This is a genomic window from Streptomyces sp. NPDC046712 (assembly GCF_040645695.1).
Lineage (GTDB): Bacteria > Actinomycetota > Actinomycetes > Streptomycetales > Streptomycetaceae > Streptomyces.
In genome coordinates, this window is the sequence record NZ_JBEYYW010000010.1 from 184,901 (window position 1) to 206,875 (window position 21,975).

The 21,975-nt window shown below is 72.2% G+C and carries 17 protein-coding genes; 11 read left to right on the forward strand and 6 right to left on the reverse strand.

Annotated elements, in window-relative coordinates:
• Positions 1–24: 24 nt before the first annotated feature.
• The 5 genes from ABZ939_RS16125 to ABZ939_RS16145 all read right to left on the reverse strand — a co-directional run bounded on the left by ABZ939_RS16125 (position 25) and on the right by ABZ939_RS16145 (position 5,556).
• The gene (locus tag ABZ939_RS16125; protein ID WP_361854420.1) at positions 25–831 is read right to left on the reverse strand and encodes an HlyD family efflux transporter periplasmic adaptor subunit; all 807 of its coding nucleotides are present in this window, start codon (positions 829–831) and stop codon (positions 25–27) included.
• A 94-nt stretch (positions 832–925) separates the two neighbouring features.
• A complete protein-coding gene (locus ABZ939_RS16130) occupies positions 926–1,177 on the reverse strand; it encodes a hypothetical protein (protein WP_361854422.1) in 252 nt (83 codons plus the stop codon).
• 407 nt (positions 1,178–1,584) lie between these two features.
• Entirely contained in the window at positions 1,585–2,838 is a 1,254-nt protein-coding gene (locus ABZ939_RS16135; protein WP_361854425.1) for a VWA-like domain-containing protein, read from the reverse strand.
• Positions 2,835–4,058, reverse strand: coding sequence for a MoxR family ATPase (locus tag ABZ939_RS16140; RefSeq protein WP_361854428.1), 1,224 nt, complete (start codon positions 4,056–4,058; stop codon positions 2,835–2,837). The genes ABZ939_RS16135 and ABZ939_RS16140 overlap by 4 nt, the downstream gene beginning before the upstream one ends.
• Positions 4,059–4,146: 88 nt before the next feature.
• Positions 4,147–5,556, reverse strand: coding sequence for a hypothetical protein (locus ABZ939_RS16145; protein WP_361854430.1), 1,410 nt, complete (start codon positions 5,554–5,556; stop codon positions 4,147–4,149).
• 128 nt (positions 5,557–5,684) lie between these two features.
• Between ABZ939_RS16145 and ABZ939_RS16150 the strand changes: the two genes are divergently transcribed.
• The 3 genes from ABZ939_RS16150 to ABZ939_RS16160 all read left to right on the forward strand — a co-directional run bounded on the left by ABZ939_RS16150 (position 5,685) and on the right by ABZ939_RS16160 (position 10,378).
• Positions 5,685–7,736 carry a prolyl oligopeptidase family serine peptidase gene (locus ABZ939_RS16150; RefSeq protein WP_361854433.1) on the forward strand — a complete coding sequence of 684 codons (2,052 nt, stop codon included), beginning with the start codon at positions 5,685–5,687 and terminating at the stop codon, positions 7,734–7,736.
• Positions 7,737–8,114: 378 nt separating this feature from the next.
• Positions 8,115–9,575 carry a globin domain-containing protein gene (locus ABZ939_RS16155; protein ID WP_361854436.1) on the forward strand — a complete coding sequence of 487 codons (1,461 nt, stop codon included), beginning with the start codon at positions 8,115–8,117 and terminating at the stop codon, positions 9,573–9,575.
• 95 nt (positions 9,576–9,670) lie between these two features.
• On the forward strand, positions 9,671–10,378 hold the full coding sequence (locus ABZ939_RS16160) for a pyridoxamine 5'-phosphate oxidase family protein (RefSeq protein WP_361854604.1): 708 nt from the start codon (positions 9,671–9,673) through the stop codon (positions 10,376–10,378).
• A gap of 123 nt (positions 10,379–10,501) precedes the next feature.
• Here ABZ939_RS16160 and ABZ939_RS16165 read toward each other — a convergent pair whose 3' ends face one another.
• Positions 10,502–11,716, reverse strand: a complete 1,215-nt coding sequence (locus tag ABZ939_RS16165) for a S8 family peptidase (protein ID WP_361854439.1) — start codon at positions 11,714–11,716, stop codon at positions 10,502–10,504.
• A 350-nt stretch (positions 11,717–12,066) separates the two neighbouring features.
• Here ABZ939_RS16165 and ABZ939_RS16170 point away from each other — a divergent pair, with 350 nt between their 5' ends.
• The 8 genes from ABZ939_RS16170 (at position 12,067) to ABZ939_RS16205 (ending at position 21,953) form a co-directional block, all read left to right on the forward strand.
• Positions 12,067–12,993 (forward strand): LLM class F420-dependent oxidoreductase, encoded by a 927-nt coding sequence (locus tag ABZ939_RS16170; RefSeq protein ID WP_361854442.1) that lies wholly within the window; start codon positions 12,067–12,069, stop codon positions 12,991–12,993.
• Between the two features lie 149 nt (positions 12,994–13,142).
• The gene (locus ABZ939_RS16175) at positions 13,143–15,578 is read left to right on the forward strand and encodes a polysaccharide lyase 8 family protein (protein ID WP_361854445.1); all 2,436 of its coding nucleotides are present in this window, start codon (positions 13,143–13,145) and stop codon (positions 15,576–15,578) included.
• 167 nt (positions 15,579–15,745) lie between these two features.
• Positions 15,746–16,738, forward strand: coding sequence for a Dyp-type peroxidase (locus ABZ939_RS16180; protein ID WP_361854448.1), 993 nt, complete (start codon positions 15,746–15,748; stop codon positions 16,736–16,738).
• Positions 16,735–17,550 (forward strand): family 1 encapsulin nanocompartment shell protein, encoded by an 816-nt coding sequence (locus ABZ939_RS16185; RefSeq protein WP_361854451.1) that lies wholly within the window; start codon positions 16,735–16,737, stop codon positions 17,548–17,550. Before ABZ939_RS16180 ends, ABZ939_RS16185 begins: the two co-directional genes overlap by 4 nt.
• Before the next feature lie 87 nt (positions 17,551–17,637).
• On the forward strand, positions 17,638–19,062 hold the full coding sequence (locus ABZ939_RS16190) for an NAD(P)/FAD-dependent oxidoreductase (protein ID WP_361854454.1): 1,425 nt from the start codon (positions 17,638–17,640) through the stop codon (positions 19,060–19,062).
• A gap of 126 nt (positions 19,063–19,188) precedes the next feature.
• Positions 19,189–19,791: a DUF998 domain-containing protein gene (locus ABZ939_RS16195; RefSeq protein WP_361854457.1), complete on the forward strand. Its 603-nt coding sequence runs from the start codon at positions 19,189–19,191 to the stop codon at positions 19,789–19,791.
• A gap of 445 nt (positions 19,792–20,236) precedes the next feature.
• The gene (locus tag ABZ939_RS16200; RefSeq protein WP_361854607.1) at positions 20,237–21,253 is read left to right on the forward strand and encodes an SDR family oxidoreductase; all 1,017 of its coding nucleotides are present in this window, start codon (positions 20,237–20,239) and stop codon (positions 21,251–21,253) included.
• Positions 21,254–21,635: 382 nt separating this feature from the next.
• Positions 21,636–21,953 carry a hypothetical protein gene (locus ABZ939_RS16205; protein ID WP_361854460.1) on the forward strand — a complete coding sequence of 106 codons (318 nt, stop codon included), beginning with the start codon at positions 21,636–21,638 and terminating at the stop codon, positions 21,951–21,953.
• Positions 21,954–21,975 lie beyond the last annotated feature (22 nt).

Sequence of the window (21,975 nt, forward strand, 5' to 3'; positions counted from 1 at the left end):
ACTCCTGGGCCTCCCTGCGCGCGCTCACGGCAGCAGCCAGTCGACGGGGCGCTGCGCGCTGAGGTGGACGGCGCCGGTGACCGGCGTACCGGAGTCGACGGCGTTCGGGGGCCCGTCCGTGGAGGACCAGGTGTAGCCGGACTTGGTGGCGGAGGAGCGCTCCAGGGTCACAAGCACCGCGACCGGGTTGCCCTGCCGGGAGAACTGGGCGGCGAGTCCGCTGTCGCCGAGGAAGTTGCCGATCTGCGCCTGCGTCTGGGGCGCGCGGCCCACCGCCTTCACACGGCCGCGCAGTACTCCGAAGCGGTCCCGGGGCACGGACTGGACGCTCAGGTCGACCGGGGCGCCCACCCGGATCGTCGACGCACTGTCGCCGGGCAGGTAGAGCATGGCCACCAGCGGATCGTCGGGATGCGTCACGCGCTCCACCGTCGCCACGTCGGCACCGGTCGTGACGACCGAACCCATCCTGGCGAACAGCGTGGTCACGCGACCGTCGGCGACCGCGCGCACGGGCCGGTCGCCCTGGTCCGTACGGACGGTGAGGAGGGGCGTTCCGGCTGAGACCGAACGGCCTTCCTCGACGAGGACGTCGGTCACCTGTCCGGCGACCGGACTCTGCAGCAGATAACTGCCCTCGGCACGGGTGAGGATGCCGGGCGCGCTCAGCTTGGACGACACCGTGCCGGTGAGCGCCCAGACACTCGCGGCGGCCATGACGACGACCGTGACGGCCAGTACGAGGCGGCCCTGCGGGCGCGCGAAGCGTACGGGCACATCGAGTTCTTCGGGCGATTGCAGCTTGGAAAGTGCCTTTTGGCGGAACTGCACGGACTATTCCTTCAACTGCATTCGTTTCGGTTCGGCACGGGAGAGGCCATGAACCCCGGAACCGGGACGGTTCCGGGGTTCATGGGTATTCCACTCAGAGACCGGCGAGACCGGTGACGGCGGAGGCGTTGACCGAAACGCCGGTGACGCCGGTGGCCAGGCCGGGGACGCCGGCGACGAGGCCCTCGACACCCTGAACGGTCTGGAGGGAGCCGACGGCGCCCAGGATGTTGGTGACGTCGCTGGTGGCAGCGCCGGCGAGGCCGCCGGAGACGCTGACGAGACCGCCGGAAACGGCGTCCAGCTCGGTGTCGGCGATCTCGCGGGTCTCCAGGTCGTTACGCATGTTGCGCACCCTTCATTTGTTGGGGGGATTCCATTCCTGCGGCGATTCAGCAGGCCGAACTCGGCCTTACTTCTCACGACTGCCGCAGCGCGGTGATCCAAGCACGCGAACGGGCTACCCGGCCAATTCTGTTGACGCTCCCACGTGTGTGGTTGTGTACCTCGGACAGCAGCCGTGCAGCTAATTTCACCGAACGGTGACACCTTCTCCGCAGGATCGAGTAACAGATCCGGGCGACCCTTCGCACTCGGGGCACCAAACGGACAGAGCCACAACAGACGGACGGGATCCGCCCGGCGGATCGAGGAGCATTGAAGGGGGCACGTCCTGGTCACGCGCACGATGTGCAGATATTCGGCAGGTGCCATGACCCGATGGAGAGGGTGCGCCCACCCGGCCGCGCGCCCCTACCCGATGTCGACGACGCGTGCCCAGTCGGGCGGCGAACGCGGGACGTAGTCGGGATCGTCCTCGTCCCACGAACCGGTCTCGTACCGCCTCGGGAACAGCCCCACCACCGTCCGGCACGGAGGTCGGCTGTCCGGCCAGGGCGTCTGACCGTCGGTCAGGACCACGACGACATCCGGCCGGGGCCGTGCTCCGAGCGCCTTGGCGAAGCCGGTGCGCAGATCCGTACCCCCGCCGCCCAGCAGTGGGATCCCCTCGGCGCGGCACAGCGGGTGCGCGATCCGGGCGGCGGCGTCGCACGGCACCACGGTGACCAGATCCCGACGACCGCCCACGGCACGGGAGATCGCGGCGACCTCGAGGAGCGCGCTGCCCAGTTCGGCGTCACTGACCGAGCCGGACGTGTCGATGACCACGGAGACCCGGGGCGGCTTGCGCCGCAGGCTCGGCAGCACGACGCCCGGCACCCCGGCCGACCGCCGGGCGGGCCGGCCGTAGGTGTAGTCGTCGCCCGCGCCGGCCCCGGACGCCGCCGAGCGGACCGCCGCCCCCAGCAACGCCCGCCACGGCTGCGGAGGATGGAACGCCTCCTCTGCCCACCGCTGCCACGCCTTCGAGGCCCTGCCCGGACGGCCGACGATGCCCTGCGCCACCCGGAACCGCACCGCGTCCCGTTCCTGCTCGCTGAGGCCGTGCGCGCCGTCCGGTCCGAGGTCCCACTCCCTCTCCAGCCCGTCGGCGCCACTGCCGCAGTCCAGCCAGGCGTGTTCCTGGGTGAGCGGCCCGAGGCTGAACTGCCGCAGATAGTCCTCCATGAGCTCCCCCGCCGAGAGCCCCAGGGCCTCCGGATCGACAGCGCCCTCAGGGCGGACGAGACCGTCGCCGAACACGTCGTCGTTGATCTCGCAGTCCGCGGCGATGTTCATCCGCAGGCGTTCCCCCGGACCCGTCAGCCCCCGCTCCCGCGCTACCCGGTCACCGCGCCCGTGATGGTCGCGCAGCAGGTGCGACACCTCGTGCACCCAGACCCCGGCCAGTTCCTCCACCGGGGTCCGGTCGACGAACGTCGGTGAGACGTAGCACCGCCAGTGCCGGTCCACGGCCATCGTCGGTACCCGCGTCGACTCCACGGTGTGCAGGGCGAACAGCGCCGTCGCCAGATAGGGCCGGACCCGCGCGGCCTGGAGCCGGGCGGCGAACAGCTTGTCGCGATCCAGGGCCTTCGGCGCCGTCCCCGGTGTGCCCGCGCTCACCGGCCGGCCTGCGTGGCGAACGCGGCCCGGGCCGCCGCCCGGTCGGCCCGCCGGGACAGGGACACCGCTCCGGCCAGCCGCTCGATCGCCGCAGGTACGTCCCACTCCTCCCGGCGCAGCGAGGCGAGGGTGGTCGCGGGTACGACCACCAGGTCGGGGGCGCCGGTCTCCATCGCCCGCACCAGGAGCGCCCACGCGGCGTCCCAGCGGGACTTGTCCGGGCGTGTGCGGACCGCCGCCACCACGCCGTCGAGCACGGCCTGGCGGAGATCCCCGCGCTCGGGCAGGTCGGCACCGGCGGGGTCGGCGAGCAGTGTCTCGGGGTCCGGGAGGTCCATCCGGTCCAGGCTCGCCAGCAGTTCGAGCCCCGGACCGTCGCCGACGGTTCCCCTGACCAGCATGGACAGCACGTCATGGGAGGAGCCGGCGGCGGTCGCGAAGGCGATCAGGTGCAGGGTCATCTCCCAGCTGCGGGGCGACGGCCACGGACCGCCCCGGCGCGCTTCGTTGCCGGGCAGCTGGTGCACGAGTTTCGGGCGCGCGGCGAGCAGCCCGCACACCGCGCGGCGGGCGTGGGCCACGGCCTCCGGCACCCTCCCCGGGTCGAGCAGGGGCAGCGTCGCCCGCGGCCACGTCCCCCCGAGACCGCGGACGACGACCTCGTGGTCGTGGATCCACTGAAGATGGACGAACCGGTTGGCCAAGGGCGGGCTCAGCTCCCAGCCGTCGGCCGCCGAGGACCGGGGATTGGCGGCGGCCACGATGCGTACCCCGGGCGGCAGTTGAAGGGCGCCGATCCGCCGTTCGAGGACGAGACGGAGCAGGGCGGCCTGAACGGCGGGCGGGGCGGTGGACAGTTCGTCCAGGAACAGCAGCCCCCGGCCGGCGCGTACGAGTCGTACGGCCCAGTCCGGCGGGGCCATCGGGACACCGTGTTCGGCCGGGTCGTCGCCGATGATCGGCAGTCCCGAGAAGTCGGAGGGCTCGTGCACGCTGGCGATGACGGTGGTCAGGGGCAGGTCCAGGGTCTCGGCGAGCTGGGTGAGGGCCGCGGTCTTGCCGATCCCCGGCTCACCCCACAGCAGTACGGGCAGGTCGGCGGCCACGGCCAGCGTCAGGGCCTCCAGCTGTGGGTCGGGCCGAGGTTCGGTGGTGGTGTCGCGCAGCAGGGCCAGCAGGTCGCCGGCGACGTCGAGTTGGGACGGGGCGTATGAGGGCATGGGTGATCACCTGAGGGTCTCGGGGTGTGAACAACGGAGTGCGTAGGGAGTGCGCGGGAGGGAGGCCCCGGGAACGGAGGGCCTGGAGTCAGCGGCGGACGGTGTGCCGTGGGTGGGAGCGTCGGTCGCGGGGACGGCGGGGCCCGGGGTGCGTACGGCCGGGTGCGGGCCCGGTCAGGCCCGCCCGGAACAGGCCGTAGGTGATGCGCCGTTGGGCCGCCGCCTCCAGTTCGTCCCGGAGCGCGCCGCCGCGCAGCAGAGCGTCGGGGCCCAGCAGGCCCTCGACGACGGCCAGCGCACCGGCGATGTCGCCGTGCCGCAGACGTTCACGGACGCCGTCGAGGCAGTCCGGACGGCGGTGCGCCCGGTCGATGGCCCGCAGACAGGGGAGTGGCGTGCCGGTCAGCGCGGCCAGCAGCTCCTCCCGGCGGATCTCCGCCGGATCGTGGTCCAGCGGGGACAGCACCCCGTCGACCAGGGCGATCCGGTGCCGAGCTCCCCGGCACTCCACGACGTGCGGCTGCCCCGTTCGGTCCGGCAGCGGTCGCGAACGCCCCGACGGCGCGCCGGGGACGAGTGCGGAGGCGACCAGCGGGTGCAGCCGGTCGACCTCGATCAGCCCGGCACGGATCAGTTCCAGGTCGGGCAGCACCCAGGTCGCCGCGTCGGGCAGGACCGGCAGCTCGGAGACGCGACCGTGGCCCGGCGCCGCCGTGATGCGCACCGAGGGCGGCCCGAGGCCGTCCCGGTCGGCGACCAGGTCCAGGAGCAGCCGCCGCCGGGCCCCGAGGCGCACGCTGACGGTGCCCTCGGGCCGCCCCTCGGCGTGGAGTAGTAGCTCAGCCTCGGCCGCCCACCGGTCGACGGCGCAGAGGTGCGCCTCCGGTACCGATTCCCGTACATCCGGGAGCCGTTCATCCGAGCTCATGGAGTCCGGCGGCCGGTCGGCACCGGACCGGGTCCGCAGCTCGTCGGACCTGCGCGCGTCCCACAGGTGGCGGTGCAGGTCGAGACGGAACCGCCGGCTCGGGCGCGCGTGCGGATGACGGTGAGCGCTCGCCTCGGCGTGGGATCCGTCCCACAGTGCGAGGCTGACGCGCTGACCGCCGTCCGCCCATGCCGGTGGAGTCCGGACCACGAGGTGTAGCGGGACCGCGCCGCCGTCCCCACCGGCGGCTTCGTACCGGGCCAGGGAGATCGTCAGACCGGGGCGCAGCAACCCGTCGGGAGCGACCCTCGGGAGATGCCAGCGCAGCAGGTCGGGAGCGAGATGGCGGAGATCGGCCCGTACGTGGGCGGCCAGTTCCCGGCCATGGGCGCGTGACACGGACTTCAGGTCGAGGTCGACGTCCACGCGCGCGGCGGCACAGGCTCCTGCCCAGTCCCCGGCACAACGGCGGGCGGTCGCAGTCTCGATCATGGACGGCGGCACGGCGAACTCTCGCACGCGCTGCCACAAGGAAAGGGGGGAATCACCGTACGCGGTATGAGTGAGCATCAGCACTCACCTTGCGCGGACGGGTCCCCCAATCTCTGAAGAGAGTGAGTAGTCATCGCCGAGAGCATAGAGCCCCGCCCTCGCGAACTGCCAGATGTTTCCGCTCGCCGGGCCGTAGGGTGGGGCGAATGACGCCGCACGATGACGCCGATCCGTACCTGTGGCTGGAAGAGGTCGAAGGCGAGGCCGCGCTCGAATGGGTGGCCGCGCGGAACGCCGAGACCGAGGCCGAACTGGTCGCCGACGCGGGCTTCGCCGCCCTGAAGGAGCGTCTGCGCGAGGTGCTGGACGCCTCGGACCGGATCCCCTACACCACCCGTCGCGGAGCGTTCCTCTACAACTTCTGGCGGGATGCCGCGCACGTGCGCGGCATCTGGCGGCGCACGACGCTGGAGCAGTACCGCAAGGACGCTCCCGAGTGGGAGGTCCTCCTCGACGTCGACGCGCTCGCCGCCGCGGAGGGCGAGAAGTGGCTGTGGGCAGGCGCGCGGGTGCGCCACCCCGACCACGACCGGGCACTGGTATGTCTGTCGCGCGACGGCGGTGACGCCGTCGTGGTCCGCGAGTTCGACCTCGCCTCCCGGGCCTTCGTCGAGGGCGGTTTCCGCGTGGCGGAGGCGAAGACCCGGATCGGGTGGATCGACGCCGACACCGTCTTCGTCGGCACGGACCTCGGGCCTGGCTCACTGACCGACGCCGGCTATCCGCGCACGGTGCGCCGGTGGCGGCGCGGCACGCCCCTGGAGGAGGCCGAGCCGGTCTTCGAGGCAGAGCCGGGAGATGTGTCCGCCTCGGGATGGCGCGACACCACACCTGGTTTCGAGCGGGACTTCGTCGCCCGGTCCCTGGACTTCTTCCGTGCCGAGACGTACCTCCTGACCCCGGACTCCACCCTCGTACGGATCGACGTCCCCGACGACGCCGACGCCTACGTCCACCGCCGGCATCTGATCGTCACCCTGAGGTCCGACTGGCTCGGACAGCCGTCGGGCTCCCTGCTGGCGTTCGACTTCGACGCCTTCCTGGCGGGCGACCGCACCGCGACGGTGCTGTTCACCCCGGACGAGCGGACCGCGCTGGCCGGGCACTCGTGGACCCGTCACCATCTGATCCTGGAGACGATGCGCGACGTCAGCACCCGGATCGAGGTCCTCACCCCCGCCTCCGGCGGTGCGTGGGAGCGCACGCCGCTCGCCGACGTTCCGGCCCTGTCCGCGGTCGGCGTGGTCGACACGGACTCCGACGTCTCCGACGAGTACTTCCTGGACGTGTCGGGGTTCCTGCAACCCTCCACCCTGCACCGCGGACGGATCGGCGCCGAGACGGAGATCCTCAAGCAGGCACCCGCCCGATTCGACACCACCGGTCTGGCGGTGGAGCAGTTCTTCGCGACCTCCCCGGACGGCACACGCGTGCCCTACTTCGTCATGGGCCCCGACCGCGCCTCCACCGGGCCCGGTCCCACCCTGCTCTACGGCTACGGGGGCTTCGAGGTCTCCCTCACCCCCTCCTACGACGCGGTGACGGGCCGGGCGTGGCTGGAGCGCGGCGGCACGTACGTGATCGCGAACATCCGGGGCGGCGGCGAGTACGGACCGGAGTGGCACCAGGCCGCGCTCGGCGCACACCGGCCGCGTGCCTTCGAGGACTTCGCGGCCGTCGCCGCGGACCTCGTCGCACGGGGCATCACCACCCCCGCCATGCTCGGCGCGGCCGGGGCCAGCAACGGCGGACTGCTCATGGGCGCGATGCTCACCCGCCACCCGGATCTCTTCGGCGCCGTCGTCGCCCAGGTGCCGCTGCTCGACATGTGCCGCTTCCACAAGCTCCTCGCCGGAGCCTCCTGGATCGCCGAGTACGGCGATCCGGACGACGAAGCCGACCGCCCCCACCTCCGTGAGCTCTCGCCGTACCACCGGCTCGCCGCGGACCGCGTCTATCCGCCGGTCCTCCTGATGACCTCCACCCGTGACGACCGCGTCCACCCCGGCCATGCCCGCAAGACGGCCGCGCGGCTGCGGGAGCTCGGCCACCGGGTCCTGCTCCACGAGAACGTGGGCGGTGGCCATGCGGGCGCGGGTGACAACGAACAGACCGCCCACAACGAGGCACTGCTGCACACCTTCCTGTGGCGGCACCTCACATGCGGGGAAAGTGAAGAACCCGCGTGCACCCTGTGAGGGGTTCAGGACCCCTCGCACGTTTTCCGTCAGCGAATTCCTCATAATCGCGTGGCGTACGGCTTGTCGTATCACTCGAACTCGTCGGTAACTCGTGACAAAGCCCGAGTTCGTGGCCCTGGGTACCCCGCTGACCTGCTGAAACCCTGCGCAGTGGAGGTGGCCGAAGATCCCGTTCATGGATTCATGGGGTCGGGGTATGGTCGAGCCCGTTCGAACACCAGGGCTCCCTTGCCATGCCAAGGGCGGTGTATACCACCGGATTTGAAGAGATGGGGGGTGAATGGCCGGGAATTCCGATAGGGAGAGGTAAATCGGGGCAGACTCGGACCCCGCGTACGAAGACCGACCGAAAGATGTTCGAGGCGAGGCAGACCGATGGATGACAGCACCGGCGGCAACAGTCGGAACGCGGGCTGGTTCGGTCGAAGCCCGCGGCACCACCAGGACGGACCCGGGGGCGGGGACAGGGACGCCGAGGACCGCATACCGAGCCGTCCCGTCACACCGATACGTCCGGTGGGCAGCGGTGCGGACCGGACCCGCACGGCACCTCCGTCATCGGCCCCAACCCCAGCCTCGGCACCCGCACAGGCATCAAGACCGGCCCCGGCACCCGAGCCGGCCCCGACACCCGAGCCGGCCCCGGCACCCGCGCAGGCATCAAGACCGGCCCCGGCGCCCGAGCCGGTCCCGGCCCCGGCGCCCGAGGACACATCCGACGCCGCTCTCCTGCGCCGCACCATGGGCGAGATCGAGCCGATCGCCGACAAGGTCACCTCGCACTTCTACGCCCTGCTCTTCCTGAAGCACCCCGACCTGCGAGCCCTCTTCCCCGCGGCGATGGACACCCAGCGCGACCGCCTCTTCAGGGCGCTGCTCACCGCCGCGACCCACGCGGACGACACCCCCACCCTGACCACGTACCTGTCCCACCTCGGCCGCGGCCACCGGAAGTACGGCACCCTTCCCGAGCACTACCCGGCCGTCGGCGAGTGCCTCATCGGAGCCCTCTCCCGCTACGCCCCGCAGAGCTGGGATCCGCGGACCGAGGCCGCCTGGGTGGGGGCCTACACCGCGATCTCCCAGATCATGATCGACGCGGCGGCGGAGGACGAGCTGCGCGCGCCCGCGTGGTGGCAGGCGGAGGTGGTGGCCCATGAGATGCGTACACCGGACATCGCGGTCGTGACGGTCCGTCCCGACCAGCCGTATCCCTTCCTCGCCGGCCAGTACGCCTCCCTGGAGACCCCCTGGTGGCCGCGTGTCTGGCGGCACTACTCCTTCGCCTCCGCACCCCGCTCCGACGGGCTGCTCTCCTTCCACGTCAAGGCCGTTCCGGCGGGCTGGGTCTCCAACGCCCTCGTGCACCGCGCCCGTCCGGGACACGTGATCCGCCTCGGTTCCCCCGCCGGATCCATGACCGTGGACCACAGCACCGACAACGGGCTGCTGTGCCTCGGCGGCGGCACCGGCATCGCGCCCATCAAGGCCCTGGTCGAGGACGTGGCCCAGCACGGCCGCCGCCGTTCCGTCCAGGTGTTCTACGGCGCCCGCCGCGACCACGACCTGTACGACATCGAGACCATGCTCCGCATGCAGCAGTCGCACCCCTGGCTCTCGGTCCGTCCGGTGGTCGACGACGGCCCCGGCGGCACCCTGAGCGGCCGCCTCCCCGAGGCCGTGTGCGAGTACGGCCCCTGGCACACCTACGACGCGTACCTGTCCGGCCCGCCCGGCATGATCCGCCGCGGCGTCGACACCCTGGTGGGCATCGGCATCCCCTCCCACCGCATACGGCACGACTCCATCGAGGAACTGGTCGGGGCAAGGAATTGAGCACATTCGAACAGACCGGGCAGCACCGGCAGGCGACGCCGCCGCTGCGCACCACTCGCCCGGGGAGCGACGGCGAACACCTGGTCCAGCAGCGCATGGGCACCACCGAGCGCGCCGACAAGTTCTACGCCGAGCAGGTTCTCGACCGGCTCAACACCCGGATGCGGGAGTTCGCGGCGCGACAGGAGATGTTCTTCCTCGCGACCGCCGACAGACACGGCGAGTGCGACAACACCTTCCGCGCCGGCCCGCCCGGCTTCCTCCACGTCCTGGACGACCGGACCCTCGCCTACCCCGAGTACCGGGGCAACGGAGTCCAGGCCAGCCTCGGCAACATCGAGGAGAACCCGCACGTCGGCCTCCTGATGATGGACTTCCTCCAGGACCGCATCGGACTCCATGTCAACGGCAGGGCGCGGATCGTGGCCGACGACGAGATGCGCCGCGCCCACCTCGGGCTCGCCGTCGACCCCGTACCCGGCCGCCGCGCCCAGGTGTGGGTGGAGGTCGCCGTCGAGGAGGCGTACATCCACTGTTCCAAGCACATCCCGCATCTGCAGAAGATGCCCCTGCACGGCTCCGGCCGCGCGTGGGGGACGGACGACTTCAGGCGCAAGGGCGGCGACTTCTTCGGAGCCGGCGCCGAAGCCCCGGAGCGCGGCCCGTTCCTGCCCCCGCCCCGCGCGGACGCGGCGACCTGGCGGGCGGAGGCCGAGAGGGCTCTGGAGCGGGCCGAGCAGCGCTCGGCCGAGGCGGAGGAGCAGGCGTTCAGCGGCTGGTTCAACAGAGACGTGACAGCCTGATCCGGTGTGACACGGATCCACCCGCGTCACACCGGAGAGTGCACCGGATTCGACACGGATCGCCCCGGAGGCGCGGGTTGCCTCCGGGGCGTGCGTGCGTGGACCCGGTGTGGAGGAGCAGTGTTACGGGACGATCTTCAGGAGCCGGTTCGGCGAACCGCCGCCCGGGCTGGTCACCTTGTTCGGCGTGGCGCCGTTCACCAGGGCGGAGGCGACCTGCGTCGGGGTGGCGGACGTGTGGCCCGCCAGGTAGACGGCGGCGGCGCCCGCGACGTGCGGGGTGGCCATGGAGGTGCCCGAGATGGTGCTGGTGGCGGTGTCGCTGGTGTTCCAGCCCGCGGTGATGGAGACGCCGGGGGCGAAGAGGTCGAGCACCGAGCCGTAGTTCGACCAACTGGCCTTGGCGTCCGTGCTGCTGGTGGCGCCGACCGTGATCGCGGCGGGAACCCGGGCGGGTGACGTGGAGGAGGCGTTGACGCCTTCGTTGCCGGCGGCGACCGCGTAGGTGACGCCGTCGGCGATGGAGTTCTTCACCGCGTTGTCGAGTGCGGTGGAAGCACCGCCTCCGAGGGACAGGTTGGCGACGGCCGGGGCGCCGGCGGCGTGGTGCGCGGTGACCCAGTCGATGCCCGCGATGACACCGGCGGTGGTGCCGGAGCCGTCGTCGTCCAGGACGCGGACGGCCACGATCTTCGCGGCCTTGGCCACGCCGTAGGTGGACCCCGCGATCGTGGTGGCGACATGTGTGCCGTGCCCGTTGCCGTCCTGGGCGACCGAGTCGCCGTCGACCGCGTCGTAGCCGTTCGAGGCGCGGCCGGCGATCTGGGAGTGCGTGATGCGGACGCCGGTGTCGATCACATACGCCGTCACACCGCTGCCGGCGGTGTCGGGGTAGGTGTACGTGCCGGAGAGCGGCAGGTTGGCCTGGTCGATGCGGTCGAGGCCCCAGGGGGCGTTGGACTGCGTCGCGTCGGAGCGGACGACCTGGTTCTGCTCGACGGAGGCGACGGCCGGGTCGGCGGCCAGTCGCCTGGCCTCCGTCGCGTCGAGCGTGGCCGTGTATCCGTTGAGCGCGGAACCGAAGGTCTTGCGCACCGTGCCGCCGTAACCGGATATGAGGCTCCGGCCCTGGGCGGAGGCTGCCTTGAAGCCCGCGCCCTGCTTCAGGGTGACGATGTAGCTGCCGGGTACGGCGTCGGCCGACCCGGCCGCGAGTACGACGCCCTCGGCGGGAGCGGCCTGGGCGGGGACGGCGGCGAACGTCCCCAGGAGGGCTGCGGCGGTCGCGGTGGAGACCGTCACCGCGAGGCGGGCCGTGGTGTTCTTCAACAGTGCCATTACGAGGGAGTCCTCCTCATGGGCGGCGGCGCCCTGGGTGGGGCGGCGCGGCGGCGGTGGGGGGTGAGTGTGGCCACACACACGGTCGGGAGCGGTGTGTTCCGCTCCCGGAGTGATCAGAAGACTGGCCGCTCTACGGGCGTAGATCAAGGGAGTTGAGGACGTGTCATGTATTCGACATGAGTCTGCAATCGAACTCCCGGTGAATTCAGGGGGAGTGGTGAGGGAAACCTGCCGACCACGCACCGATCCACGTCAACTCGACCGGCCCGGAGCTCTGTTGCGCGCGCGTCACACGTTCTTCACGCGCCGGGGGAATGTCGCTCGCGAACCGGATGGTTGCCCCGAGCATGACCATCGGAGTGACACTGAGCTCGACCTCTCATCAGCTTTCGATCGACAGCACGGTGCGGCTCGCGCGTGAGGCCCGCGACGCCGGCCTGCGCTCGGCCTGGTTCGGGCAGAGCTTCGCGTACGACTCTCCTCTGCTGGCCGCGATCGTCGGGCGCGAGGTGCCCGGACTGGAGGTCGGGACCTCCGCGATCCCTGTCTTCGGCCGCCATCCGCTCGTCGTCTCCAGCCAGGCGCAGACCGCCCAGGCCGCCACCGGCGGCCGGTACCACCTCGGGCTGGCGCTCGGCACCAGGCATCTGACGGAGGAGGGGTTCGGCATCCCGTACGAGCGCCCCATCGCCCTGCTGAGGGAGTTCCTCACCGCGCTGCGCCCGTTGCTGGAAACGGGCCACGCCGACTTCCACGGAGAGCTGCTGACCGCGACGACCCCGCTGCCCGCCGCGGTGCCGGGCGCCCAACCGCCGGTACCACTCCTGGTCGCCGCGATGGGCCCGCAGGCGCTCCGCGTCACCGGTGAACTCGCCGACGGCGCCCTGCCGTTCCTCGCCGGTCCGCGTGCTCTCGCGGAGCACATCGTCCCGACCCTCACCGCCGCGGCGGCGGCCGCGGGGCGGCCGGCCCCGCGCATCGTGGCCCTCGTGCCCGGCGTGGTCACGGCCGACGCCGACGCCGTACGGCAGACCGCCGGCGAGGCCCTGGCGCTGTACGAGCGGATACCTTCCTATCAGCGTGTCATCGGACTCTCCGGCGGCACGCGGGCCGCCGATCTGGCGGTGATCGGTGACGAGGAGACCGTCGCCGCGGAGGTGCGGCGCTACCGCGAGGCGGGGGCTACGGAGGTGGTGTTCACGGCGACGGATCTGGGCGGTGAGGCGGACCGGCGTCGCACCTGGCGGCTGCTCGGCGAACTGGCTGACGGCTGAGGTCGCGGAGCGCCCCGCTCCGATTCCGCTCGCGGGCCCCTGGAGTCTCGGCTTCCAGGGGGTAGCAATCGCTTTCTGTCCCGGGCATGCTGTCGGCCACAGCGCCGACCCCGCCGGGCGCTCCCCCCGCCAGGAGGTTCCGCTCCGCCATGCATTCCTCCGTCCCCGCCTCCCTGCTGTCCCGCCGCGGTCTGCTGCGCGCTGCCCTGGCCGCCGCCGCTGTCGCCCCGCTCGCGACACCCCTCGCCGCGACACCCGCGCACGCCGCCGACGCGTACGACGCGCTGCGCCTGACGTGGCGGGAGCTGCTCCTCGGCACGAACGTCGTCCCGACCGCCGAGCCCTTCGCCTCGAAGCTCGCCGAGCTCGGCGCCACCGCCCGCGACCTGCGCTCCGCCATGACCCCGGCGAACGGCTCGCTCTGGCCGGACCTGCCCTACGCGGACCCGGAACCGGACACCGACGCCGAGTCGTACACGTACTCCGGGAACCTCAACACCAGTTACAACCGGCTGCGCACCCTCGCCGAGGCGTACGCCCAGCCCGGCACGGGCCTCACCGGCGACACGGCGCTGCGGTCCGACATCCTCGCCGGACTCGACCATCTCCACGACCAGGCCTACAACGCGACCCAGGCCCGCTACGGCAACTGGTACAGCTGGCAGATCGGCATCCCGCAGGCGCTGCTCGACATCGACGTCCTCCTGTACGAGTTCCTCGGCGCGGCCCGGATCGCCGAACACTGCGCCGCCGTCGACCACTTCGTCCCCGACAGCGCCGTCGCGAGCTACACCGGCACCTCCACCGGCGCCAACCGGGTCGACCTGTGCCGCGTCCTCGCCCTGCGCGGCGTCATCGGCAGGTCCTCCGCGAAGCTGTCGCTGGCCCGTGACGCGCTCTCGCCGGTCTACCCGTACGTCACGTCCGGCGACGGGCTCTACGCCGACGGGAGCTTCATCCAGCACACCTACGTTCCCTACGCGGGTTCGTACGGCGCCGTCATGCTGGGCGGCCTCTCGATGCTGTTCGCCCTGCTCAAGGGCTCGGCCTGGGAGGTCACCGACAGCGCCCGCCAGGTGGTGTTCGACTCCGTCGAGAAGGCGTACGCGCCCTTCCTCTTCAACGGCCTCGCCATGGACGCCGTCTCCGGGCGGGCGATCAGCCGTGGCATTCAGAAGTCGGACACCAGGGGCGTCCGCCAGGACGACCACCTACGGGGCCACTCGATCATCGCCTGCGTCGCCCTGCTCGCGCAGAGCGCGTCGGCGGCGGAGAAGACCCGCTGGGACGCCATGGTCAAGGGCTGGATCGCCCGCGACTACTACAGCCCGCTGCTCGCCAGCCCCGCGCTCGGCGTCTCCGCGCTCGCCCGCCTCAAGACCGTCGAGGACGGGACGACCGCGGCGAGCCCAGAGCCGACCGGTCACCGCCTCTTCCCCGGCATGGACCGGTCCGTGCACCGGCGCGCGGGCTGGGCGGCCGCGCTCTCCATGGCATCGAAACGGATCACGTACTACGAGAACGGCAACGGCGAGAACCTGCGCGCCTGGCACAGCGGATCCGGAATGCTCTACTGGTGGGGCGACGACTTCGCCAACGGGCAGTACAGCGACCACTTCTGGCCCACCGTCGATCCGTACCGGCTGCCCGGCACCACCGCCTCCCGCAAGCCGCTCGCCGACGGCGAAGGCGGCGTCTGGGGCGCGGCGAGGCCCGACGTGCGCTGGGTCGGCGGGACCACCGACGGCACGTACGCGGCCGTCGGGCAGTACCTCAAGGGGCTGTCCTCCACGCTCCTGGCCAAGAAGTCCTGGTTCTTCCTGGACGACGCGGTCGTCTGCCTGGGCTCCGGGATCCACGGGCGCGACGGCACCGGCGTCGAATCGGTCGTGGAGAACCGCAACCTCGGTGAGACCGGTGTCCACGCCTTCACCGTCGACGGCGCGGCCCAGCCCACCGCGCTCGGCTGGAGCGCCACCCTCACCGGCGCCCGATGGGCACACCTCGCCGGACACGCGGGGTACGTCTTCCCCGGCGGCGCCACGGGACTGAAGGCCCTGCGCGAGGCCCGCACGGGAGCCTGGTCGGACATCAACAAGGGTGCCGTGACCGATCCGGTCACCCGCCGGTACCTGACGCTCTGGTTCGACCACGGCACCGACCCGACCTGGGCCGCGTACTCCTACGTGCTGATGCCCGGTGCGAGCCAGGCGCAGACGGCCGCCCGCGCGGCCGACCCGAACTGGCTCACCGTCCTCACCAACACCAATGAGCAGCAGGCCGTCCGGGTCCCCGCGCTGGGCTTCACCGGAATCAATTTCTGGCTCGCCGGCACGGTCGGCGACGTCACGGCCGGCGCCCCCGCGTCCGTACTGATCCGTGAGTCCGGCACCACCGCGACGGTCTGCGTCTCCGGCCCCCTGCGCGACGGTGCGACGATCGACCTCACCTGGAACCGCCCCGTCTCGTCCGTGCAGTCCAAGGACCCGACGGTCCAGGTGGTCGCCACGGGCTCCACGCTCCACCTGCGGATCACCCCGGGAACCCTCGCGGCCACGCACGAGGCGGTCGTCGCTCTCGCGTGACGGCCGCCGCCGTGCAGCGGCCCGGCCGACCTCGGTGAAATGTCCGCGACGAATCGGGGTAGAGGGGAACGGTCGCCCCGGGCCGGACTGCGTTCGGATCCCTGGGCGGATACGCTGACGCCGTCCACTGTGCCGCCATTCGTGACAGATTGTCTGCCGGGAGTCGCATGGTCACCACGCAGCCCGTCGTCGTGCCGCCCCCGCGAGCAGCGGTATTTCTGGTGGCCGTCCTGACCCCCGGCCGAGAGGCCGAGGTACGGGACACACTCGCCGATCTGGCCGGACTGACCCGCTCGGTGGCCTTCCGGTCGCCCGACGACGCGCTCACCTGTGTCGCGGGCATCGGGTCCGATGGATGGGACCGCCTCGTCGGCGGGCCTCGCCCGCGCGAGCTCCACCCCTTCACCCCGCTGCGCGGCCCCCGTCACCAGGCGCCTGCCACACCGGGCGATCTCCTCTTCCACCTGCGCGCCCGCAGCATGGACCTCTGCTTCGAACTGGCCCGGCTCATCGTCGACACACTCGGCCCCGCCGTGACCGTCGTCGACGAGGTGCACGGCTTCAAGTACTTCGACGAGCGCGACCTCCTCGGCTTCGTCGACGGCACAGAGAACCCGGAAGGCGGCGCGGCGGCCGAGGCCGTGTTCGTGACCGACGACGATCCGCCGTTCAACGGCGGCAGTTACGTCGTCGTGCAGAAGTACCTCCACGACATGGCCGCCTGGCAGGCACTCACCGTCGAACAACAGGAACACGTCATCGGCCGCACCAAGTCGACGAACGTGGAACTCTCCGACGACGTTCAGCCGGCCGACTCCCATGTCACGCTCAACACGATCGTCGACGACGACGGCACCGAACAGAAGATCGTGCGCGAGAACATGCCGTTCGGCCAGGTCGGCCGTGGAGAGTTCGGCACGTACTTCATCGGGTACGCGCGGACCCCCGCGGTGACCGAGCGGATGCTGCGCAACATGTTCCTGGGCGACCCGCCGGGCGTGACCGACCGCATCCTCGACTTCTCCACGGCCGTGACCGGCGGCCTCTTCTTCGTGCCCAGTGCCGACCTCCTCGGCGACCTCCCCGCCCCGTCCTCCGCGGCGGACCACCACGGCGACTCGCTGGGCATCGGCAGTCTGAAAGGAGCCCGAGCGTCATGACGAACCCCGCCGTCCCCGACAACCTGCACCGGGAACTCGCCCCGATCACCCCCGCGGCCTGGGCCGAGATCGAGGAGGAGGCCCGCCGCACCTTCCGGCGCCATGTCGCGGGGCGCCGCGTCGTCGACGTACCCGACCCGGCGGGCCCGGGGCTCGCCGCCGCCGGTACCGGACACCTGTCCGAGATCCAGTCGCCCGCCCCCGGTGTCACCGCGCGGCTGCGCGAGGCGCGGCCACTGGTCGAGCTCCGCGTCCCGTTCACCGTGAGCAGGGCCGCCGTGGACGACGTCGAACGCGGCTCGCAGGACTCCGACTGGCAGCCCGTGAAGGACGCGGCACGCGCCATGGCCTTCGCGGAGGACCGGGCCGTCTTCGACGGGTACGCGGCGGCGGGCATCGAGGGGCTGCGGACGCGGGCGTCCAACCCGGAGGTGCGCCTGCCCGCTGAGCCGCGCGACTACCCCGACGCGATCAGCAGGGCCCTGACGTCGCTGCGCCTGGCCGGTGTCGACGGGCCGTACGCGCTTCTGCTCGGCGCCGACGCGTACACCGCGGTCAGCGAGACCTCCGACCACGGCTACCCCATCGCGGCGCACCTGGGCCGGATCCTCGGCGGCGACCCGATCTGGGCACCCGCGCTGAGCGGCGCGTTCGTCCTGTCCACGCGAGGGGGCGACTTCGAGCTCCTCCTCGGTCAGGACCTGGCGATCGGCTACACCGCACACGACGCGAACGGCATCGACCTGTACTTCCAGGAGACCCTGACCTTCCTGACGTACACGGACGAGGCCGTCGTCGTCCTGCAGACCTGAGCCGGGCGTGAGGCGTGAGCTGCCAGTGAGGCGTGAGCTGCCAGTGAGGCGTGAGCTGCGGGTCCTGTCTCCCCCGGGCACGGCGTCGTGACGTCCGCCGTCGTCGTGGGCGGCGGGCCCAACGGGCTCGCCGGCGCGGCGCTGCTCGCGATAGCGGGGCTGCGGGTCACCCTCCTCGAAGCCGCGGACGAGGTCGGCGGGGGCATCCGCAGTCACGAGGCCATCCTGCCCGGACTGCTGCACGACCACTGCTCGGCCGTCCATCCCATGGCCGTCACCTCGCCCGCGCTGCGGTCGCTCGACCTCGAACGCCACGGGCTGCGCTGGCGGCTTCCGGACATCGACTGCGTGCACCCGCTCGACGACGGGAGCGCCGGAGTGCTGCTGCGCTCCGTCGAGGAGACCGCCCGCGGCCTCGGCGCGGACGGCAGGCGCTACCGCGCGCTCGTCGAACCGTCGGCGCGCCACTGGGACGCACTCGCCGAGGACGTGATGGGACCCCTGCTGCGGATCCCGTCCCACCCGCTGCTCCTCGCGCGCTTCGGCCTGCCGACCCCCCTGCCCGCCGCCGTCCTGGCCCGCCTCTTCACCACCCCCCGGGCACGGGCCCTGTGGGCCGGCGTCGCGGCCCACGCCTTCCGTCCGCTGTCCCACCCGTTCAGCTCGGCGATCGGACTCGGCATCCTCGCCGCCGGCCACGCCGCGGGATGGGCCGTCGCCGAAGGCGGCTCGCAGTCCATCGTCCGCGGTCTGGAGAGCGCGCTGCGCGAGCACGGCGGCGTGATCCACACCGGCGTGCGCATCACCGACGCCGCGCAGATCCCGCCCGCAGACGTGACCCTTCTCGATCTCGACCCCGGCCAGATCGCCGCCGTCTACGGCGACCGGCTGCCACCCCGCGTGCGTACCGCCTACCGGCGCTTCCGCCGCGGCCCGGGCGCCTTCAAGGTCGACCTGGCCGTCGAGGGCGGCGTGCCCTGGACGAACGAGCCCGCACGGCGCGCCGGCACCGTGCACCTCGGCGGGCCGCTCGCGGACGTGGTGCGGGCGGAGAAGGACGTGGCGGCCGGCCGGATGCCGGAGCGTCCCTTCGTGCTGGTCGGCCAGCAGTACCTGGCGGACCCCTCGCGGTCCGCCGGCGATGTCCACCCCGTCTGGACGTACGCCCATGTTCCGTACGGCTACGACGGCGACGCCACCGAAGCGATCCTGCGGCAGCTGGAACGATGGGCCCCCGGCGTGCGCGAACGCGTCCTGGGCCTACGGGTCACCCGACCGGCCGACTTCGCGGGCGCCAACGCCAACTTCGCGGGCGGCGACATCCTCACGGGAGCCAAGACCGTCCCCCAACTCCTCCTCGGCGCCCGGCCGGCGCTCGACCCGTACTCCACCGGCCTGCCCGGCGTGTTCCTTTGCTCGGCCGCCGCCCCGCCGGGCCCCGGGGCCCACGGCATGTGCGGCGCCGGAGCGGCGGCATCCGCCCTGCGCCACCTCGGCATCCGAGCCGCATGACGCGATGCGCGCGGCGTGGCGTATCGGGGTATCGCCGCTTCCGGGCGGGCGCCGCTTCCGGGCGGGCGACGCCCCGGAGAACCGCCGCTGCCGGGAGGCGCCCGACCCACGCTCTACCGTGGCCTGATGCGACCCGTTCCCAGATGGGCACTTCTCTCGTCAGGGTGCGCCCCGGTCCTGCTCGCCGCGGGCTGGGCGACCGCGCAATATCTGGAGGGGCCCGCCTACGATCCCATCAATCAGACGATCAGCGTCCTGGCGGCCTACGGAGCCGCGGGATTCTGGGTGATGACGGGAGCACTGCTCGCGCTGGGCGCCTGCCACCTGCTGACCGCCTGGGGGCTGCGCCCGGCCGCGCTCGCCGGACGCGTGGCGCTGGCCGCCGGCGGTGTGGCGGCGTTGGTGGTGGCGTTCCTGCCGGTGCCGAGCAGTGGAGGTTCCCTGCGCCACGGTTCCGTCGCCGCGATCGGCTTCGCCCTCCTTGCTGTGTGGCCGGTTCTGGCCGCCGACCGCGACGGATCCGCACCATGGGGACTCCGACCCCTGCCGTCGTTGGCGGCGACCGCTCTGATGGGCCTCGGCGCGGTCTGGTTCCTGATCGAGATCAACCGTCACGGGCCCGCCGGTGTGGCCGAACGCTTCGTGACATGTGTTCAGTCCGCGTGGCCCTTCGTGGTCGTCGCCTCCTGCCTCCGCCATCCGGACAACGGCGGCCGACCTGAGGAGTGAGAACGGTTGTCCCCCGGGGGCGGGGGTACGCGCTCGGGAGCGAGACCGCTCCGTGAGGCGGTGGTGGTCATAGCACGACCGGTGTGGTCGGGAACCCTGTCGTTCGGGCTGGTCAGACGGCCCGTCCCGCAGAACCCGCAAGGACCACAGCACCCGCAAGGACCACGGCCTTCGGGACCTCACCGAGTCCGAGCTCCACGAGAAGGCTGCCGCCGCGCACGTACGGGGGCGCTCCACCATGACGAGGGACGAGCTGATCAAGGCCCTTGCCGCCTGATACGCCGCGATGCAGCCCTCGGCGCGGTTGCCGGCGCGGCGGAGGGGTAGGCGCCCGGCCGCGGGAAGCAGACGGAGCGGGAGCGTTGCCATGATGAAGCCATCCGACGTCGTCTCCTTCCTGGAGGGGCTGCTGCTGGCCCGGTGCAGGCGGCGGCACAGCGCGTCGATGGCGGGCCGCACGGTCGTGGTCACCGGCGCGAGTGCCGGGGTGGGCCGCGCCGTGGCCCGGGCCTTCGCCGGTGAAGGCGCGAGCGTGGCGCTGCTCGCTCGCGGCCGGGTCGGTCTCGACGCCGCGGCCGAGGATGTCGAGCGGGCGGGCGGTCGGGCCCTCGCGGTACCGGTCGACATGGCGCGGTCCGCCCGTGTGGAAGAGGCCGCCGAACTGGTGGAGCACACCCTCGGCCCCATCGACGTGTGGGTGAACAACGCGTTCGCCTCGGTGTACGCCCCGTTCTCCCATGTGAGCGCGGACGAGTACGCCCGGGTGACGGACGTGACGTACCTCGGCTGCGTCAACGGAACACGCGCCGCCCTGCGGTACATGCTGCCGCGCAATGCCGGGGCCATCGTCCAGGTCGGCTCGGCGCTCGGCGAGGTGTCGGTGCCGCTCCAGGCCGCCTACTGCGGGGCCAAGCACGCGATCAACGGATTCAGCGCCTCCGTGCGGCTGGAACTGCTGCACCAACGCAGCGACGTGGCCGTCACGGTGGTCCAGCTGCCCGCCGTGAACACCCCCCAGTACTCATGGGCGCTTTCCCGCCTGCCGCACCGGCCCCGGCCGGTGGCCCCGGTCTACCAACCCGAGGTGGCCGCCCGGGCCGTTGTGCACGCCGCACGGCATCCCCGCCGCAGGGAGTACCGCGTGGGGGCGTCGACCGCCGCCGCGGTCCTCGCGCATCGGGTCGCCTCCGTGCTCGTCGACCACCGTCTCGCACGGACCGGATACCGGGACCAGCAGACCGACGAACCCACGAACCCGGCGGCGCCGTACAACCTCTGGGAGCCCCTGGACGGCCCGGGCGGTCGCGACTACGGGGCGCACGGCGTCTTCGACACCGAGGCGGCGGAGCATTCTCCCTACGCCGCTCTGGCACGGCATCGCACCGTGGTGGGGGCGGCTGCGGGGGCCACGGGACTCGCGTTCGGCGTGCTGCGCGGCCGCACGGCCAGGGGGCGAGGGTAGCCCTCCCCGGCTCGGGTGCCAGTACCTCGTAGCGGCCTCCGCAGAGTGGGCGGGGTCAGTCCGGCGGCTCCGGAAGCGGGCGGTCGGATGGGGCGTCCGGCGGGCTCTCGACCGGATCGTGGGGGTGTCGGGGATCCGGGGCCTCGTGATCCGGGTCGCGGGGCACGGCGTCAGGTTCGGAAGGGACGGGATCAGGGGTCTCCGGACCAGGTCCGGGCGTCGGCTCGGTCATGGCGTCTCTCCGTTCTCGTACGTGATCAGTGCCCCGCACACGTGCGCATGCCCCGCTCCCCGGGCCTCATGCGCGGCGAGTGGGGCAGGCTCCGGGTGTGGAGCGCGGCGTCGACGCCGTCGCGCCCCCGCCGCCTCCTAGGCTTTCGGCGTGACGGAGAACGAGATCAAACTCAAGGCCATCGCGGCGCTCACGGCCCTGCGGGGCGGGGTCGACGAGAGCGTCGCATCGGACCTGCTCGGCGAGGTGATCCCAGGGCACTTCGCCGTGCCGGCGGAGGCGAGCGCGGAAGACGTCAGCCTGGCGGTGCTCTCCCAGCTCGCCGAACCCCTGAGCGCGCTGGTCAACGGCTTCATCCTCGCCTTCGAGGCGGTCGCCGACGCGTACGACCGAGCGGGCTCCGGGCCCCACACCGAACTGATCCTCCAGGAGCTGGCACTCCGCCTGGCGCGGGACAACTTCGAATGAGGCCGCGACAAGCCGCTGTGCC